12 protein-coding genes are annotated in these 17,886 nt (G+C 66.0%); 4 read left to right on the forward strand and 8 right to left on the reverse strand.

The window, feature by feature from the left end; translation table 11 throughout:
- Positions 1-2: 2 nt before the first annotated feature.
- The 3 genes from E4T66_RS01435 to E4T66_RS01445 all read right to left on the reverse strand — a co-directional run bounded on the left by E4T66_RS01435 (position 3) and on the right by E4T66_RS01445 (position 2,110).
- Positions 3-413 carry an SET domain-containing protein gene (locus E4T66_RS01435; protein ID WP_169577425.1) on the reverse strand — a complete coding sequence of 137 codons (411 nt, stop codon included), beginning with the start codon at positions 411-413 and terminating at the stop codon, positions 3-5.
- Between the two features lie 108 nt (positions 414-521).
- Positions 522-1,187 carry a transglutaminase-like domain-containing protein gene (locus E4T66_RS01440; RefSeq protein ID WP_211242704.1) on the reverse strand — a complete coding sequence of 222 codons (666 nt, stop codon included), beginning with the start codon at positions 1,185-1,187 and terminating at the stop codon, positions 522-524.
- Between the two features lie 14 nt (positions 1,188-1,201).
- The gene (locus E4T66_RS01445; RefSeq protein ID WP_136847123.1) at positions 1,202-2,110 is read right to left on the reverse strand and encodes a pseudouridine synthase; all 909 of its coding nucleotides are present in this window, start codon (positions 2,108-2,110) and stop codon (positions 1,202-1,204) included.
- Between the two features lie 166 nt (positions 2,111-2,276).
- Here E4T66_RS01445 and E4T66_RS01450 point away from each other — a divergent pair, with 166 nt between their 5' ends.
- Positions 2,277-3,083: a substrate-binding periplasmic protein gene (locus tag E4T66_RS01450; protein WP_169577426.1), complete on the forward strand. Its 807-nt coding sequence runs from the start codon at positions 2,277-2,279 to the stop codon at positions 3,081-3,083.
- A 27-nt stretch (positions 3,084-3,110) separates the two neighbouring features.
- On the opposite strand, the gene E4T66_RS01455 is transcribed toward E4T66_RS01450, so the two are convergent.
- From E4T66_RS01455 to lexA, 4 genes are read right to left on the reverse strand one after another with little or no spacing between them, the layout of a single operon-like run.
- Positions 3,111-6,173 (reverse strand): error-prone DNA polymerase, encoded by a 3,063-nt coding sequence (locus E4T66_RS01455; protein WP_136847125.1) that lies wholly within the window; start codon positions 6,171-6,173, stop codon positions 3,111-3,113.
- A gap of 3 nt (positions 6,174-6,176) precedes the next feature.
- The gene (locus E4T66_RS01460) at positions 6,177-7,628 is read right to left on the reverse strand and encodes a Y-family DNA polymerase (RefSeq protein WP_136847126.1); all 1,452 of its coding nucleotides are present in this window, start codon (positions 7,626-7,628) and stop codon (positions 6,177-6,179) included.
- A gap of 7 nt (positions 7,629-7,635) precedes the next feature.
- A complete protein-coding gene (gene imuA, locus E4T66_RS01465) occupies positions 7,636-8,271 on the reverse strand; it encodes a translesion DNA synthesis-associated protein ImuA (protein WP_136847127.1) in 636 nt (211 codons plus the stop codon).
- Positions 8,268-8,906, reverse strand: coding sequence for a transcriptional repressor LexA (lexA, locus tag E4T66_RS01470; protein ID WP_136847128.1), 639 nt, complete (start codon positions 8,904-8,906; stop codon positions 8,268-8,270). The genes imuA and lexA overlap by 4 nt, the downstream gene beginning before the upstream one ends.
- 209 nt (positions 8,907-9,115) lie before the next feature.
- Between lexA and bcsB the strand changes: the two genes are divergently transcribed.
- From bcsB to E4T66_RS01485, 3 genes are read left to right on the forward strand one after another with little or no spacing between them, the layout of a single operon-like run.
- On the forward strand, positions 9,116-11,359 hold the full coding sequence (gene bcsB / locus E4T66_RS01475; RefSeq protein WP_136847129.1) for a cellulose biosynthesis cyclic di-GMP-binding regulatory protein BcsB: 2,244 nt from the start codon (positions 9,116-9,118) through the stop codon (positions 11,357-11,359).
- Positions 11,356-12,519 (forward strand): cellulose synthase complex periplasmic endoglucanase BcsZ, encoded by a 1,164-nt coding sequence (bcsZ, locus tag E4T66_RS01480; RefSeq protein WP_211242705.1) that lies wholly within the window; start codon positions 11,356-11,358, stop codon positions 12,517-12,519. Before bcsB ends, bcsZ begins: the two co-directional genes overlap by 4 nt.
- Positions 12,513-16,259, forward strand: a complete 3,747-nt coding sequence (locus tag E4T66_RS01485; RefSeq protein ID WP_169577427.1) for a cellulose biosynthesis protein BcsC — start codon at positions 12,513-12,515, stop codon at positions 16,257-16,259. Before bcsZ ends, E4T66_RS01485 begins: the two co-directional genes overlap by 7 nt.
- A 34-nt stretch (positions 16,260-16,293) precedes the next feature.
- On the opposite strand, the gene bcsG is transcribed toward E4T66_RS01485, so the two are convergent.
- On the reverse strand, positions 16,294-17,871 hold the full coding sequence (gene bcsG, locus E4T66_RS01490; RefSeq protein WP_136847131.1) for a cellulose biosynthesis protein BcsG: 1,578 nt from the start codon (positions 17,869-17,871) through the stop codon (positions 16,294-16,296).
- Positions 17,872-17,886: the final 15 nt, after the last annotated feature.

The raw sequence follows: 17,886 nt of genomic DNA on the forward strand, positions 1-17,886 counted from the left end.
GCTCAGGCCGCGACGCGCGGCGCGCGCAGATAGGGAATATCTTCGGGTTCGTTGAAATCGAAGTAATCGCAGGTCAGCTCGGTGCCGGCAGCGATGTCTCCGACCGCGATATAGCACTCGCGGTCTTCCTGCCACAGACAGTTCGGCGTGTCGCTGTGATTGAAGAAGCGCGCATCGTCGATGCAGAAATAGTAGGCACCGCTGAGGCGGTGAATGCCACGGCCCCGATAGCAGTAGCGCAGGATGCTGTCGCGGACCTGCAGCGGGTACGACGCGATTTCGGCATCAGCAATGATCCGGGTCGTACGCGGATCGCAGGTATAGATGACGCTGCCTGCCGGCACGAACTCGGACGAGAACAAGCCCACTCCCGCGATCGCACTGGCGCGGACATGATGCGCGATATGCAACATAGGCACTGACCCTGGCACATGCTCCTGCATGCCGCGCCATTCTGATCCTGTCCGGGCTCGCTGCGCTAGAGGCCCCCGAGCGAACGGATCGCTGTCGCCGGAATGGCCCTAGGAGGCCGTTTCGAGTGCGACGTCGGCGTCGAAATCGGCGTCGCCCAGGCGGCTCATGTGGGCGTAATGCTCGGCAAATGTGGCGCGCATGTCGGCCAGCGGTACGTCGTCATGCTCGCCGCGCAGATTCAGGTATTCCATGTGCCGGTTGCCGGCGCGGTCGAACGGGTGATAGATCGAATCGGCCGTGCCGTCGAACTCCAGCGGCAACATGCCGAAGCGGTCGCATAACTCGATATTGAAGGCCGGGGTTGCCTTCAGCCATTGGCCGTCGAGCTGGATCGCGGTATAGCCGTGCCAGTAGAACACATCGGTCTTCATGGTCTGGCGCAGGCGTTCGGTCGACAGGTGATTACGCACGTCGGCGAAGCCCAGGCGTGCCGGGATGCTGACGACGCGACACACGGCAGCCAGCAGAACCGACTTGGTGACACACCAGCCCCGGCCGGTCTGCAGCACACGGCTGGCGCTGAGGCCCTGAGGTGTCAGATCCAGCTCATAGGGGTCGTAGCGGATGCTGTCGCGTACGGCGTAATACAGCGAGACCGCCTGGCTGCGTGGATCCGCTGCGCTGCCGCGATGGGCGTGGGCGAAAGCGATCACCTCAGGATGGTCGGCGTTGACGATCGTGGTGGACGACAGCGAAGGTGGAGTGACGGGCATCAGAAACATTCTCTCTACAGCGTGCGGCGGCTGGTGAACCGCAGCGCGCGCTGACTCAGGGGGTCAATGAAGGCGATCGAGTGTGCCAGCAATTTCAACGGGCGGTCATAGGTCTCGACGTCCGTCTGCTGCACCACGGGGTACATCGGATCATTGGCAATGGGGGCGCCGAGTGCGGCCATATGCACCCGCAACTGGTGTTTCTTGCCGGTGACCGGGCGCAGCCGGTAGCACTGCAGTGTGCCATGTGCCGTGGCGGACTCGATCACCGTCTCGCTGTTGGCCGGGCCCTCGGTTTCGCAGCTGCGGAAGAAGGGTTCTCCTCGCACCAGACGGCTGCGTCGCGTCAGCGGCAGCTCGACACCGTGTATTGCCGGCGCCAGTGCCAGATAGCCTTTCTCGATGGCGCGGGTGGCGAACAGCTGCTGGTAGCGTCCGCGGCTGTGGCGATTGACCGAGAAGATCACCAGCCCGGCAGTGCCGCGATCGATGCGGTGCAGCGGGGTCAGCTCGGGCAGGTTCAGCTCCCGGCGCAGGCGCACCAGCAGGGTCTGCTGCAGAAAGCGGCCCGAAGGCAGGACCGGCAGAAAATGCGGCTTGTCCGCGACCAGCAGATGTTCGTCGCGGTGCAGCACCTCGGCGTCGAATGGAATCCGGGGCTCCGGCGGCAGTTCGCGGAAGTAGTACAGATGCTGACCTGCGGTGTAGGGGGCGTCGGCGTCGAGGGGCGCGCCGCTGGCGTCGCAGACCAGCCCGCGTTCAAACCGCGAGCGCCATTGACCGGTATCGATGGCCGGAAAGCGTGCTGACAGAAACGCCAGCGGTGACGGCCAATCGCCGGCAGGCAGCCACACCGTGCTGGCGCCGACGCCGTCGCGCATCGGCGGCGTCGCGTCGTCGGTGGTGGTGGTCGGGGTCGTCATCGCCGGCATTGTCGCAAAGTGGAACGGAGCTGGCGCAGGGCATTGCAACCCTTTGTCGCGCTGGCGCATCTGTGCGGGCAGGGGCACGCGCGCGTGCCCCTGCTGCGCGGCGCATACTGCGCGCCGATCCCGCGACACCATCGGGCTCTCGAGGAGACTCAGAAGAATGCGTACAGCACGGTTGTTGTTCGGTGGTGTGTCTCTGGTGCTGGCGGCCTGCCAGCCGTCATCGTCCGAAACCCCGGTGGCCGCGGTGTCGCCGCCAGCGCAGGCGGCATGCATGCTCAACGTCGGCTGGGATCCCTGGGAGCCATACCAGTATGAGGATGCCGGCGGCGCGGTCAGCGGCATGGATGTGGAAATCATCAGACAGCTGGCGGCGGACGCAGATTGCGGCGTGTCCTTCGTGCGCGGTAGTTGGCAGGACCTGCTGGCCCAGGTTCGCGACGGCACTGTCGACATTCTGATGGGCGCGACGCCGACCGCCGAACGTCAGGCCTATGCGCGATTTTCGCCGTCGTACCGGCATGAAACCTTTGCGCTGTTTACGCGCAAGGACGATGCCGAGGCGCTGGCGCCGAAGACGCTGACGCAACTGACGCAGACCGGCCGCCATATCGGCGTGACGGACGGCTACTACTACGGGCCGGTGGCAACCCAGCTGATCCTTGACGAGGCAACGGCCGCTGCGTTCGTGACGGCGCCGCTGGTCGAGCTGAACTACACGCGTCTGGTCGCCGGTGAGATCGATGCGCTGCTGGACGATCCCTTTGTCGCCGCCGCCGTAATGCGGCGCAAGGGCTGGGATCAGCAGATCGTGCAGCATCCGCAGGAGATCACCAGCGGTGAAGTGTCGCTGATGTATTCCAAGGCCGGGCTCGATGCTTCGACGATGGACAAGCTCGATGCGGCGCTGCAGGCCCGCAAGGGCAGCGGAGCGCTGGAGGCTGTGATCGCCAAGTATCGCGAGTGATCACGCGCCGCCGGGCGGTGTCGTGGCTCAGCGGAAATCGCGTGACAGATGTGGCAGACCGGCGAGCCAGTGTGAGCGGTCGGCGAAAGCTTCGGCCAGCACATGCGTCACGCCCTGCTCGCGTTGCAGTTTGCCGCGCACCAGCACGAAACCGGCGCCGACGATGATGTCACGCTGACGCTCGATCAGTCGGGGCCAGATGATCAGGTTGACGATGCCGGTGTCGTCTTCCAGGGTCATGAACATCGTGCCCTTCGCGGTGCCAGGTCGCTGGCGGAACATCACGATGCCGGCGACCCGCACTGGTTGGCCATTGTCGATCTGCTGCAGCTGCGCATTGGGCACGACGTGGTGGCGTTCGAGTCGCTCGCGCAGCAAGGCGGAGGGATGCCGGCGCAGGGACAGGCCGGTGCTGCGGTAGTCGGCGAGAATCTCTTCACCTTCGGCCGGCGTCGTCAACTGCACCGGGTCGTCCGGCAGCGCGGCGTCTTGCAGCAGGCCGTCAAGGCGTGCGTGTCCACGCGTCTGCCAGCGGGCGTGATAGCGATGACCGGCGAGTCCGCGCAGCGCGTCGGCGGCGGCCAGCGCTTCGAGTTCGCGGGCATTGAGCTGTGTGCGCCGCGCCAGATCCTCGACGCTGTCGAAGGGCCGTGTGCGTCGCGCATCGGCCAGCCGCAGGCCGGCATGCACGTTGAAGCCGGAAACCAGTCGTAGCCCGAGCCGGATCGCCGGTCGCTGTTGCCGATCCGGCACCAGCGCGCAGTCCCAGTGGCTGGCGCGCACATCGACCGCGCCGACCTTGACCCCGAGTCTTCGGGCCTCGCCGACCAGCATCGACACCGGATAGAAGCCCATCGGCTGGCTGTTGATCAGGCCACAGAGGAACGCGGCCGGATGGTGACACTTGAGCCAAGCCGAGGCGTAGGCGAGCAGGGCGAAGCTGGCCGCATGGCTTTCCGGAAAGCCGTAGCTGCCGAAGCCGAGGATCTGCTTGTAGATGCGTTCGGCGAAGTCGGCGTCATAGCCGCGCGCTGCCATGCCGTCCTTGAGCTTGCGTTCGAATTTCTCCAGGCCGCCGGAGCGTTTCCACGCTGCCATCGAGCGGCGCACCTGGTCGGCCTCGTCGGCGGAGAAGCCGGCGGCGACCATGGCGATGCGCATCACCTGTTCCTGGAAGATCGGCACGCCATAGGTGCGGCCGAGCACGCTTTTCAGGCGTGGCGGATAGTCGACCGCCTCGAGCCCGGCGCGCCGGCGCAGGTAGGGATGCACCATGTCGCCTTCGATCGGTCCCGGGCGCACGATCGCGACCTGCACGGTCAGGTCGTAGAGGTTCTCGGGCCTCAGCCGCGGCAGCATCGACATCTGCGCCCGCGATTCGATCTGGAACACGCCGAGGGTTTCGGCACGGCCGATCATGGCGTAGGTCGCCGCGTCGTCTGTCGGAATCCGCTGCAGATCGAGCGCGGTACCGTCGAAGGTGCGCAGGTGCTCGAAGGTCCGGCGCAGTGCGCTGAGCATGCCCAGCGCCAGCACGTCGACTTTCAGCAGACCGAGCGCTTCGAGGTCGTCCTTGTCCCACTGGATGATCGTGCGATCCGGCATTGCCGCGTTCTCGACCGGGACGAGTTCGGACAGCGGCGCGTCGGAGATCACGAAGCCGCCGACGTGCTGCGACAGATGTCGCGGGAACTCCAGCAGGTCGCGCGCCAGACGCAGCCACAGCCGGATTGCGCGGGCCTTCGGATCGACGCCGATGCTGCGCAGGCGTTCGGGCAGGCCGTCCGGGTCGTCCCACCAGGCCAACGACTTGGCGACGCGGTCGATGACCTCCGCGCTGATGTCGAGCGCGCGGCCGACGTCGCGTAGCGCCGAACGTGGTCGGTAGCGGATCACCGTGGCGGCGATCGCCGCGCGCTCGCGGCCGTACTTGTCGTAGACGTACTGGATGACCTCTTCGCGACGCTCGTGCTCGAAGTCGACGTCGATGTCCGGCGGCTCGTCGCGTTCGTTGGAGACGAAGCGCTCGAACAGCAGATCGGTGAAGCCCGGATCCACCGCGGTGATGCCCAGGGTGTAACAGACCACCGAGTTGGCGGCGCTGCCGCGGCCCTGGCACAGGATGTTCTGTTTCCGCGCGTATAGGACGATGTCGTAGACGGTCAGGAAGAAGGCCTCGTAGCGCTTCTGCGTGATCAGCGTGAGTTCCTTCTCGATCAGTGCGCGCACCTCCGGCGGACAGCCCTGTGGCCAGCGCTCGGGGATGTGCTGTTCGACCAGTGCGCGCAGCCAGCTTTGCAGGGTGTGTCCCGCCGGCACGATCTCGCGCGGGTAGTCGTACTTCAGCGTGCCGAGCCGGAACGCGCAGCGCTCGGCGATGTGCAGCGTTTCACGCAACAGCGCGGGCGGATACAGCGCCTGCAGATCCTGCAGCGTGCGCAGGTGGCGCTCGCCATTGGCGAACAGGCGATGTCCGCAGCGCGCGACCGGCTGATGATGACGCAGGGCCGTCAGCACGTCCTGCAATGCGCGGCGCGCACGCACGTGCATGTGCACATCGCCGCTGGCGACCCGCGGAACGGCGAAGCGTTGGGACAGGGCCTGCAGGCGCTGCAACTGCTCGGCGTCGCGACCGTCGCGATGCAGCTCGACCGCGATCCACAGGCGGCCGGCATAGCGCTCGCGCAACCACGCGAGTTCCTCGACGTCACCGGGGCCGCGGGGAATCCACAGCGCACAGACCTCCGGGATGGGGGCGTCCAGATCGCGGCGCTGCAGGTTGTACCGACCCTTGATGGCCGCGCGGCGGCCGCGCGTGATCGCCCCGCAGATGCCGGCGTAGCCGCGCTGGGTTTCGGCGAGCAGGACGAGTTTGGGGCCATCGTGGAGGGTGAACTCGCTGCCGGCGATGACCGGCAGGCCGCAGTCGCGGCCGGCCTGCCAGGCGCGCACGGCGCCGGCCATCGAACACTCGTCGGTCAGCGCGAGTGCGCGGTAGCCGAGTTCAGCGGCGCGCTCGACCAGCTCCGGCGGCAGCGAGGCGCCGCGCTGGAAACTGAAGGCGGACAGGGCATGCAGCTCTGCATACATGGCTCATGCCCACCATCCATGCAGATACCAGCGCTGGTCGATGTGATCGCGGAACACCCAGGCGCGTGCGTCATGTCCGATGGCGCCGACCTCGGTGCCCATTTCGGCGCCCATCTCTGCAGTGTAGTAATCGCGACGCAGATCGCCGGCATCCCACCAGCCCGCCTCGATGCGTTCGGGCTCGCCGGCGACCTGCGGTGCGCGCGGGAGCGGCACCGGCGTCGGCAGCAGCCACAGCGGGCGCCGCTGCGCGACGGTGGCCGGCGTTCTGCCGCTGGCGCCGGGGGTGGCGCGCGCCATCGCGCGCTCGGGGCGATGATCCTCGTGCAGCACCGGGCTCCACAGCGCTGACTCGCCGAGGCGTGCCAGCAGCCGCTCGACGGTCTCGGTCCACTGCTGCTGGGTGTCGGTGGCGGCGTCGAACAGATTGCCCTGACCGAGCGCGGCGGTGGCCAGGTCCTCGGCTTTCAGCAGCAGTGCGCGCACCGCGGCTGCCGGCGCCTGGCGTTCGAGGCGTTCGCGCAGCGCGGTAAAGATGCGCTGGCCGTCGCGATGCGCGCTCAGAAAGCGCAGGCGCATCACCGAGCGCTGACGGTTGGCATGCTCGAACTGCAGTTCGATGCTGCGCACGCCGACGTCGCGGCTGCGCAGCCAGGCCTGCAGCTCCTGCGTCAGGCGCCGCAGCGGGAACAATAAACTTTCGGTGGATTCGATTTCGCCGGGCAGTTCGAAGCGGCGCCGGAAGACCGGGGGCGGCACGATCGCCGGCGCCGGGTCTGGTTGCAGTCCGCGCAGCCGGTCCAGCGCACGCAGGCGTTCGACCCCGAAGCGGCGTGCAAAGGCTGCGCGCGGCAGTTCGAACAGATCGCCGATGCGGCGCAGGCCGACGCCGTGCAGCGCGTCCAGTTGTGCCTGCGGCCACGGCAGCCATGCGCTGGGCAACGCGCTCAGCCGGGTCTCCAGTGCGTCGAGCCCGTAGACCGGTGCCGGGTTGTCTTCCAGTGTCAGCAGGGCGGCACCGCCGCGCGTCGGCGCGATTGCCAGGCGGGCGACCGGCTGCAGCTCGGCGAGGTCGTTGCGGATCGCTGTCAGCAGCGCGTCGAGGCCGCCGAACAGGCGTTCGCTGGCGCCGATCTCGACCCACAGCAGATAGCGCGGCGCGCGGCCGGGTTCGGCCGGATCGTCGATCTGCAGATGCACCGGACTGCCGTAGCGGTAGATCCAATGCGCGAGGCTTTTCAGCAGCGCGCGTTCGGCATTGAGTTTGCGCGGATGCGCGCGCAGCGCCGGGCGCAGGGCCAAGGCGTCGGCCAGCGCCATGCCGGGCGCGCATCCTTCACTGGCGGTGATCAGCCAGCGTTGCGCGCTGCGGCTGTCGGTGATGACATCCAGCGGATCGCGGAGGCCCTGAGCCTCCGCCGGCAGCTGCGGGAATGAAAGACAGAGCCAGAGCATGGGATCGTCACGCGCTCAGTGCGTAGCGTCCGGGCGGGCGCATGCCGCGGCATTTGAGCACCTGTACCTGCGATTGGCCGTGACGGCGTTCGATCTGCAGGCGCAGCGCGGCGATGCCGCCCTGCGCCAGGTTCGCCGGTGTCGCCGGCCGCAGCAGCAGCGCGATGCCGTCGCCGGCTTCGGCGGCCAGTTGCAGGCGGCGTGATGCGGTCAGTTCGATCCGCTCCAGCCACAGCAGCACTGCGCCGGCGCCGGCGTGCAGCAGTTGTTCGGCCGACCACAGGGCGTCGGTGTCGGTCTGCGGCGTCACCACCAGCAGCTGCGGCAAGGCCACGCCGGCGGCGGCCAGGGCCGGCGCATAGGGCAGATGCGCCGGGCGGATCATCGCCACCGGCGTGCCGGCCCGGGTCAGCTGGCGCAGCAGCGGCAGGACCAGTGACAGCTCGCCGACGCCGCTGCGGGCGTAGAGGATTTCGCTGAGCGCGCCCAGCGGCCAGCCTTGTCCGGGCAGGACCGCATCCAGCGCGGGATGTTCGCTGGCCTGCGCGCGCACGGGCGCGACGCTGTCGCCGCGCCACAGGCGGCGATCGCGCAGCAACGCCTGCAGCGGCAGCGCCGCTTGCGTCTGTGTTGCCGGGGTCATGCCAGCACGAAGCCGCCGGTGCGCAGCAGGCCGACGGCGCGGCCTTCGATGGCCAGCTCCTCCCGGCGCAGGTCGATGCGGATCGGCGTGAAGTCCGGATTGGCCGGCAGCAGCTGCACCTGCTCGCCGCGGCGCTGGAAGCGCTTGACCGTGACTTCGTCGCCGAGGCGGGCGACGACGATCTGGCCGTTCTCGGCGATAGCGGTGCGCTGCACTGCGAGCAGGTCGCCCGGCAGGATGCCGGCGTCGCGCATCGACCAGCCCTGCACCCGCAGCAGGAAGTCCGGTTGCGGGTGGAACAGATGACGGTCGAGGCGGTACCAGGATTCGATCTGCTCGATCGCGGTGATCGGCACGCCGGCGGCGACCTTGCCGACCAGCGGCAGGCTGTCCTCGTCATTGGCCGCCGCGGCCAGCGTCGGCTCGTCGAGCAGGCGGATGCCGCGCGAGGCGCCGGGGCGCAGCTCGATCGCGCCCTTGCGCGCCAGCGCACGCAGATGATCGTCCGCCGCGGTCAGCGAGCGGAAGCCGAACGCGTTGACGATCTCTGCGCGTGTCGGCGGCAGGCCCTGTTCGGCAATCTGTCTGCGGATGAAATCAAGGATTTCGGTCTGCCGCGATGTCAGCGGGTCCATGGCGCGATCCAATACTGTAGAAATATACAGTGATTGAATCGTGAGTGACTGTCAATCCGCCGGGGCGCGGGTGTGATGACCGGGTATCGTCCGACCGACGGTGGGATGATGTGGCTGCGATGGGATGTTTGATCGACATCAGGTCATGGCGTGTCTCTGAGTGCGACGGTAAGCTGCCACAGTAGAACGTCGACATAAGGGAAACCATCATGCGCCAATGGCACGCTCGCATTTGGGGAAGTTTGCTTGCCGCACTGATCCAGCTGTCGGCGTGGGCAGCCGATACTGAGCTCACGCCGGAGGCGGTGCCGCCACCGCTGCAGTCGCGCACGCTCGATTTTCAGGACATGGGCTGGTACGGGCCGGTGCAGCTGCGCGGTGTCGAGGGCGTGATGAATCTGCCATTCGGCGTGCGCCTCGATGAAGTGGTCAGCTCGGCAACCTTGCATCTGCGCTACAGCTATTCGCCGGCTTTGATTCCTGAGCTGTCGCATCTGCGGGTGCTGATGAACAATCAGGTGGTCGCGGCGCTGCCGATGACCAAGGAAGAGGCCGGGCATGAAGTGACGCGCGATATCACGCTCGATCCACGCCTGTTCGTTGACTACAACAATCTGCGTTTCGATCTGATCGGGCACTACAGCTGGGAATGCGAGGATCCGGTGCATTCGAGTCTGTGGGCATCGATCAGCGAGCAGAGCACGCTGGAACTGAATCTGCGCCCGCTGGCGCTGGGCGATGAACTGGCGCTGCTGCCGGCGCCGTTCTTCGATGCGCGTGACAACCGGCGTCTTGAGCTGCCGGTGGTGCTGCCGCAGGGCGCGTCACAGGAAACACTGCGCAGCGCCGGTGTGGTCGCCTCGTGGTTCGGTGCGCTGGCGGCTTATCGCAGCGCACGTTTTCCGGTCAGCATCGACTCCCTGCCGGAGCGCAACGCCGTCGTATTCCTCTCCGGTGAGCAGCGCCCGCAGGGCCTGGATCTGAAAACCGTGCCGCCCGTCGATGCGCCGACGATTTCGGTGATCGAGCATCCGGCAAAACCCGGCGTCAAGCTGTTGCTGATCCAGGGCCGTGACGACGCCCAGCTCAAGCTGGCTGCCGATGCTCTGGTACTGGGGCAGTACGTGATTTCAGGTCACTCCGCCACGGTTGAAAACATTGACTACGGCCCAGCCCGCGGACTGTTCGATACGCCGAACTGGGTGCGTACCGACCGTCCCGTGAAACTGGGCGAGCTGGTGCAGGACCCGCAGGCACTGCAGGCCAGCGGCTACGTTGCGGCGCCGGTGCGGATCAATCTGCAGGTACCGCCGGATCTGCTGACCTGGAACCGCGAAGGCGTGCCGCTGGATATCAAGTATCGCTACACGCCGCCGGTCGAACGCGACAACTCGATGCTGATGGTCAAAATCAATGATCAACTGCTGAAGGCGTTCCATCTGCATCCGGCCGAAAGCGATGATCAGGTTGTCGGCAAGCTGCTGGTGCCGCTATTCGACGACGGTCTGGCGCATGACGAAAAGTCGCTGGTGATTCCATCGCTGCAGATCGGCTCGCGCAACCAGCTGCAGTTCCAGTTCCTGATCGAATATCAGAAGCGTGGCTGGTGCCGCGATACCGCCTACGATCCTTCACGCGGTGCGATCGATCCGGATTCGACGCTGGATTTCTCCGGCTTCGCGCATTACACGGCGATGCCTAATCTGGCGCTGTTCGCCAATGCCGGATTCCCGTTCGCCAAATACGGCGATCTGGCCGAGACCGCGCTGCTGATCTCGCCGCAGCCGCAGGCGGGCGAGATCGAGACGATGTTGTTCATGCTCGGGCGCCTGGGGCGGATCACCGGAGTTCCGGCGATCCGTTACGCACTGGTCAATCGCACACAGGTCGACAGCGTTGCGGATCGCGATCTGCTGATGGTCAATGGATCGGGTGAAGAGGAGTTGCTGGCGAAGTGGCAGCACGCGCCGAAGCTGGTGTTCGATCAAGGCCAGCGGCAGGCGACGGTACTTGATCCGAAGACCGGTCTGCCGATGGACCCGCTGCGGCTGCACGCCGGACCGGCGCCGGAGGCTTCGGTGCGGCTGTCGAGCAAGGGCGCGCTGGCGGCGCTGGTCGGGTTTGAGTCGCCACTCAAGAGCAAGCGCACGGTGATTGCGCTGATGGCGACGCAGCCCGGCGGCGAATCGGTGATCGCCGACGTGCTTGAGGATGACGGTCGTGTGCGCATGGTGCGGGGTGATACCGCCGTGGTCCGTGGCGACCAGGTGGTCAGCTTCGAGTCCGAACCGGTTTATCACGTCGGTGAACTCAGCTGGTGGATGTGGCTGTGGTTCTATATCTCGCAGGTGCCGCTGGCGGTGGTGCTGCTCGGCATGCTTGCCGGCATCCTGTTCGCCTTCTGGCTCTACGGGGCTCTGCGCCGATCCGCGGCGCGACGCCTGCCGCAATGAATCGCGACCGGCGTCGCCGCCGGTCCGGCGTTGCGGCGGTGATGATCGCCGTAGTGTCGTTGCTGTTGGGCAACGCCGGCGCGGCGCCATCCGCGCAGGCGCCGCGTTGCGACGGCGCGTGGACCGACTGGCGGCGGTTCAAGCTGCAATACCTGAGTGCGGATGGCCGCGTGATCGATCCGTCGCGCACGGATGCGCGCACCGTGTCCGAGGGGCAGGCGTATGCCCTGTTCTTTGCGCTGGTGGCGAACGACCGCGCGACGTTCGAGCAGTTGCTGCGCTGGACTGAAAACAATCTGGCGGACGGCGATCTGACCCAGGCCTTGCCGGCATGGCATTGGGGTCGTCGTGCTGACGGCAGTTGGGGTGTGATCGACGCCAACTCGGCATCGGATGCCGATGTCTGGCTGGTCTATACGCTGGATCAGGCCGGGCGCCTGTGGCAGCAGCCGTACTACCGCACGCTGGCGGCGGTGATCGGCGCCCGGGTGTTCGCGCGCGAAACCGCGACGTTGCCGGAGCTCGGGCTGACCTTGCTGCCCGCACCGTTCGGATTCCAGCCGCAGGACGATCTGTGGCGGCTGAATCCGAGTTATCTGCCGCCGATGCTGTTGTCGGCGCTGGCGCGGCATCAGCCCGAGCACGATTGGCGCGCATTACACGACAGTGCGTTGCGGTTGCTCGTTGGCAGTGCCCCCAGGGGTTTTGCGCCGGACTGGGTTGCTTACCGCGGCGATCACGGTTTTGTTGTCGACGAAGCGACCGCTGGTGTCGGCAGCTATGACGCCATCCGTGTGTATCTGTGGCTGGGGTTGATGTCGGTAAAGGCGCAGGATCGCGCCGCATTGTTGCGGCACTTCGCGCCGATGGCGGTATTGCTGCGCACGCGCGCACTGCCGCCGGCGTCGATCGACACCGCCAGTGGGGTCGTTTCGGGCGATGGCCCGGTTGGGTTTTCCGCGGCACTGGTCCCGTTTCTGAAAGCGTCGGCGGAAGCTGATGCAGCGGCGCGACTGCAGCGGCAGATCCAGCAGCAGCGTGGTCCGCAGTTCAGCGGCTATTACGACGCGGTGCTGAGCCTGTTCGGTCTGGGCGCAGGGCAGCATTATCAATTTGATGCTGCCGGCGATCTGCTGCCGGCATGGAGTCGCCCATGCTGAGTCGGCGTCGCTTGGGGGTGGTGCTGCTGGTCCTGGGCGTTCATGGCGCTGCGCTGATGCCGGCGATCGTGACCGCGGCCGATGCCGCGGTATCCGAGCTGCTGCGCAGTGCGCGGCTGTGGGAAACCAGCGGGCGTTACGATCTTGCGCTGCAAACCCTGCAGAAAGCGCGCTTGACGCAGGCGGATAGCGCCTTGGCGCAGTTGCGGATCGGGTTGCTCGATGTACGCGCCGATCAGCTCAAGCACGCGGCCGACGTGCTGGCGCAGATGCAGGTGCAGTTTCCGCAGACATTCGAAACCCAGCAGTTGCAGATTGCCTATCGCGTTGCGACGCAGGACCGTATGCGCATGGCTTCGATACGGCGTCTGTTGGAAATCCAGCAGTTCGGTCAGGCAATGATGTTGTTGCGCGAACTGTTCCCGGAGGGGCCACCCGGGTTTGATCTGGGTCTCGAATATTTCCAGGTGGTCGCGAAGGATGATGCGTCCTGGGCCGTGGCGCGCGACGGGTTCGAAGCGCTGGTGCGGCAGGACCCGGAGAACCCGCGCTATCGCCTGGCGCTGGCGCGGCATCTGCTGCGTCAGCCGCAGACGCGCGCGCAGGGTGTCGAGATGCTCAAAGCACTGAGTCGTGAGCAGGACGTGACGACCGACGCTGCGGCGACTGCGCTGGCGAACCAGCCAAGCCCGAGTGCAGCGGTTTCGTCGCAGACGGGAGCGCGTCCGGACGATGCGCAGGCGCTTGCGCGCCAGCGGCAGTTGCAACGCAATCGCCGCTTTCTCGCGGCGCCGGACCTGGGCCGCATCGACGATGCCGCACTGCGTCAGCGCATCGGCAGCGCACATCGCGAACTGGATCAGCGCTTGCGCGCGCTTGATCCGGGATCGGTGCCGACGTCTGCAGCGCGTCTCCGGGAGAACGTGGTTGTCGGCGATTCGCTGCAGGCATGGCCGTTGGCGCGCTTGCAGAGCCTGCCGCGTGATGTCGATGGACGTCGTCGCGTTCAGCATCTGCGTGAGCAGGCCCTGGGGTTGCACTGGTGGCGCCTTGGCGTGATTGCCGAAGGCCAGGGCGACTGGTCGCGTGCCCAGTTGCAGCTGGAGCTGGCGCTATTGGCCTGGGATGGTCGCCTGTATGCCGCCGGGGATGCGATGCAGGCATTGGGTGTGCTCGATCCGACGGTGGCCGAAGTACGCTACCGCGAGGCACTGGATATCGAGCCGGACAGTACGGCGATGCGCAGCGGATTGGTGGGCCTGCTTGCCGCCCAGGGTCGCATGTACGACGCGCTGGTTACTGCGGGCACCGACGATTCGCCGGAGATCCGCGCCAAGGTGCTGGCGGTACGTGCGCAGCGTGCGCTCGATAACGACCAGACCGGAGCAGCCTTGCGCGACTTTGAAGCGGCGCTGCAGCTGAATCCGGGCGATGCGTGGTTGCGCTATGACCTCGCACGCCTGTATCGGCGGCTGGGACTGGCCGAGCGCGGCCGGTCGTTGATGAATGACGGCGTGATTGCGGCGGCGAACAAGGCCGACGCGCGCTATGCGCAGGCTTTGTATCTCTCATTGCTTGATGATCATCAGGCGGCCTTGGACGCGCTGCAGGCGATCCCTCCGGCTCAGCGCTCCGACAGCATGAATCGCATGCTTGGGGAACTGCAGATTCCGGCCCTGCTGGATCAGGCTGTGGAATTGCGCGATGCGCAACACCAGGATCAGGCGGATCAGGTGCTGATGCGCGCACAGACGCTGGCGCGACGGAATCCTCAGCAGCTGTTGGTGGTGGCGCGTGCATGGGTTGCGGCCGGACAGCGGCAGCGTGCCTATGCTCTGCTGAGCGGGGCATCGGGGGTTGGGGCCAAAGATCGGGTCGACCTGCAGTTGGCACTGGGTCGTCTGTATGCCGAGGTACCCGAGCGCGAGGCGTTGGAAGCCCTGCTGGCAGCGCTGGGCAGCGGTACGGCGATGACCCCGGAGCAGACGCAGGAGTATGCGCAGCTGCAGCAGCGGGCCGAGCGCCTGGCGATTGAACAATTGCGTGATGCCGGGCAGACCCGGCAGGCGCTGGCCCGGGTCGAAGCCGCGCTCCAGCAGACGCCGCAGTCTGCGTCGCTGCAGCACTTGCGGGCCGATCTGCTGGTTGAGCGTGGGCGGCCGCGTGATGCCGTGGCGCTGTACATGCGCCTGCTCGATGACGCCCCGGACGATATTGGTCTGCGCTTCGACTATGCCGGAGCGCTGGCGCAGCTCGGGCAGCGTGCCGCGGCGATCGCACAACTCGATCAGATCGAGGCGCAACTCGGCGACGACGACCGCGGTTATCGCCAGCTGCTGTTCTGGCGTCGCTATGGTCTGGACGACTATGCCGGCGCGCAGCGGGTCATCAATACCCAGTTGCAGCGGTATCCGAATGATCCCGAAATTGTCGCGGCGTCCGCAGAACTGGCACGTGCGCGCGGCCGTTCGGACGCGGCGGTTTCCGCATTCCGTCAGTCCGCGGATCTGCTGGTCGCGCGCGGTGACGAAGCCAGTGCGACTCGTGCTGCGGAGTACCGCGGCCAGGCAGAACGCATTGCCTCTGCGAACCGGGGCTGGATCGCTGCCGGCTTCGATGCAATGCACAAACCCGGCAGCGATGGCGTATCGAAGCTCAACGCTGTCATCGTTCCGGTCGAAGCCCGCTTCACCATCAACGCCCGCAGCCACTGGTTCGCGCTTGCCGATGGCGTCGATCTTTCGGCCGGCACACTGCCCGCGGACTATGACGCGGCGGGTGGCTTCGGCACGGTCTACGCGGCGGGCCCCAGTGCGGTGAATCAGTTCCCGGCGGGCTATGCGGTTGAGGATCGCGGTGTTGCCGTTGGCGTCGGTTACCGGTCCGATCGGCTGCGCATTGACATTGGTTCAACTCCGCTGGGATTTGAAGTCGAGGATGTGGTCGGAGGGGCGCAGCTGTACTTCGATGTCGGCCGCCTCGATCTGGCGCTGGATGTGTCACGCCGGCCGGTGACCAGCAGTCTGCTGTCCTATGCGGGCATCGTCGATCCGGTCAGCGGAGAAACCTGGGGTGGCGTGCGTTCTACTGGCGTCGGTGTGCGCGCCGGGCGTTATGAGGCGGACTACAGTTTCAGCGGCAGTCTGGAGTATCGCTGGTTGCAGGGGCGTAACGTTCTCGACAATCGTTATGCCGGCGCGCGGCTGGCTGCGGATCACCGTATTGTCGGCGGGGCGGATTGGGAACTGTCAGCAGGTCTGACCCTGAACTACTGGCACTACGACGAGAATCAGCGCTATTACAGTTTCGGGCATGGGGGGTATTACAGCCCGCAGCGCTATGTCTCGGTTTCGCTGCCGCTGGATTTGCGCGGTCGTGCGGATCAGCTCAGCTACGTCCTGCGGGGCGCTGTGACTTACTCGTCCAGTCGCGAGGATGCGGCGCTGGTGTATCCGACCGACCCTGCGTTGCAGGCTGCGGCGCAGGCGCAGCCTGATGCCCCGGGAAATTTCAGCGCGCCGGTGTATCGCGCCGGTGGGGGTGATGGTGTCGGCCTGTCAGCGCAAGGTGCGATTGAATATGGCCTGACGCCGGAATGGTTCCTGGGTGCACGTGCACAGATCGATCGTTCCGATTACTACGAGCCGGAATCCTTCGGTGTCTATGTGCGACGGGAGTTCACGCCGCGCAGTCAGCCCGAGCGGCCCCCGAGAGCGCCTGCACTGTACTCCGACTTCTAGTCGCACGGCGTCAGCCGAAGGGGCGTGGTCGCCCTCAGCGTTGCGTCGAGTCGTACTCCGTCCAGCTGCCATCCGGTGTGCGCATCATGAAGCGATCGCCGACCTGCATGATCACGGTGTTCTCGTTTTCCGACACAAACTGCGTTTGCGGCAGGGCAGTAACGTAGTCGCTCAGTGGCGGGCGTGACGGCGAGAATGGATCGTTGCCGATGACGTTGGAAAGCAGCTGTGCCAGGGCCAGGAAACTACTGGGCTGGTCGACTGTCAGGGGCTGCGGATCCGGGGTGAATTCCGGGCCGATCAGTGCAATCCCCAGCGGAACATGGGTGATGGCCGGTGTCGGAATTTCACGCAGGCCGGAAATCTGCATGCGGTCGCCGCGCACGGCGGCGCCATGCTCCGGAACCAGCACCACCACGGCACGCCGATGGGACTGCTCAATCAGCTGGATGAAACGCTCCAGATCGTCGAGATAGCGCGTCAGGCGTTGCTTGTAGTAGTCCTTGTTCGAGCTGGGGCGATTGCCGATGGCGCGGTTGCCGTCATGCAGGCTGACGCCGCTGTAGTACAGCGCGACGCGAGGCTCCGCCGATTGTTCGCGCTGGGTCCACCAGTGCGACAGCACGTCATAGTCGTCATAGACCGGCGAACCGTCGAAGGCACGCTGTATCACTTCGGCATCGCGGTCTTCGCGGTACTGGGCATCGACTCCGAGGTTGGCACGGACCTGATCGGCGAAACCGCCGAAGGCGCCATCGTGGTTCATCTCCCATTCCGGCGAGAAGCCGGACTGCTGCAGTTGCCGCATCAACAGGCAGCTGGCATCGGCTTCGTTGTACAGCGTGGAATGTTTCTGCTGGCCGCAGGGTGCACGCAGTACCCGGATCGCGGCCGGACCGCTGTAGCTGGCTGCCGAGTTGAAGTGATTGAACATCACATTGAAGCGCTTCAGCAGCGGATGCTCACGCAGGCCGACGAAGTCGATGTCGTCCCAGGCCAGCGAACAGGTGTGCAGCAGCACGATGTCAAAGGGCGCATCGCCCTGCCGCACTTGCGAAAACTGCACCCGGCGTTTTGCCTCGGAGGTGTAAAAGTTCTGCAGCGCGGCGTCCAATGCCTCGGGTGTGCTGGGAAGCGTCTGCGTGGTAGTAGTGGTCGTTGCCGCGGGCACTGCCGTGGGCGTGGTCAGTGCGGTCACCGATGTCTGTACCAGAGTGACCAGGGGCACCAGCAGAATACCCAGGATCGCAAAGCTGGACATGCGCAGCTTGCGGTTCAGCAAGGTGTAGATCAGAAAGATCAGGATCAGGATCAGCAGGGTGCGTACGTCGACGAAACGCCCGAGCAATTCGAGCAGATACATCGCGTCGAAACTCAGCAGCAGTGGCAACTTCGACAAGGCCTGCGCTGCAGGTGGCATCCACGCGTCGTGATACAGCAACGCGATGCCGGCCGGGACCGCGATGATCTGCCGCGCGATGCGCAGGCTGCGTCGAGTCAGCGGCACGACCAGCGCCACCGCAAAGCCGAGATTCAGCCAGACGTGAAAGTCGATGTACCGGGTGAAGTACAGGAACAGTTTGGCGAAGAAGTAGTAGCTCCAGAGGCCCATGTGCGTATTCGGTGC

It is taken from the genome of Sinimarinibacterium arenosum (assembly GCF_005047655.1).
In the GTDB taxonomy this organism is placed as follows: Bacteria; Pseudomonadota; Gammaproteobacteria; order Nevskiales; family Nevskiaceae; genus Solimonas.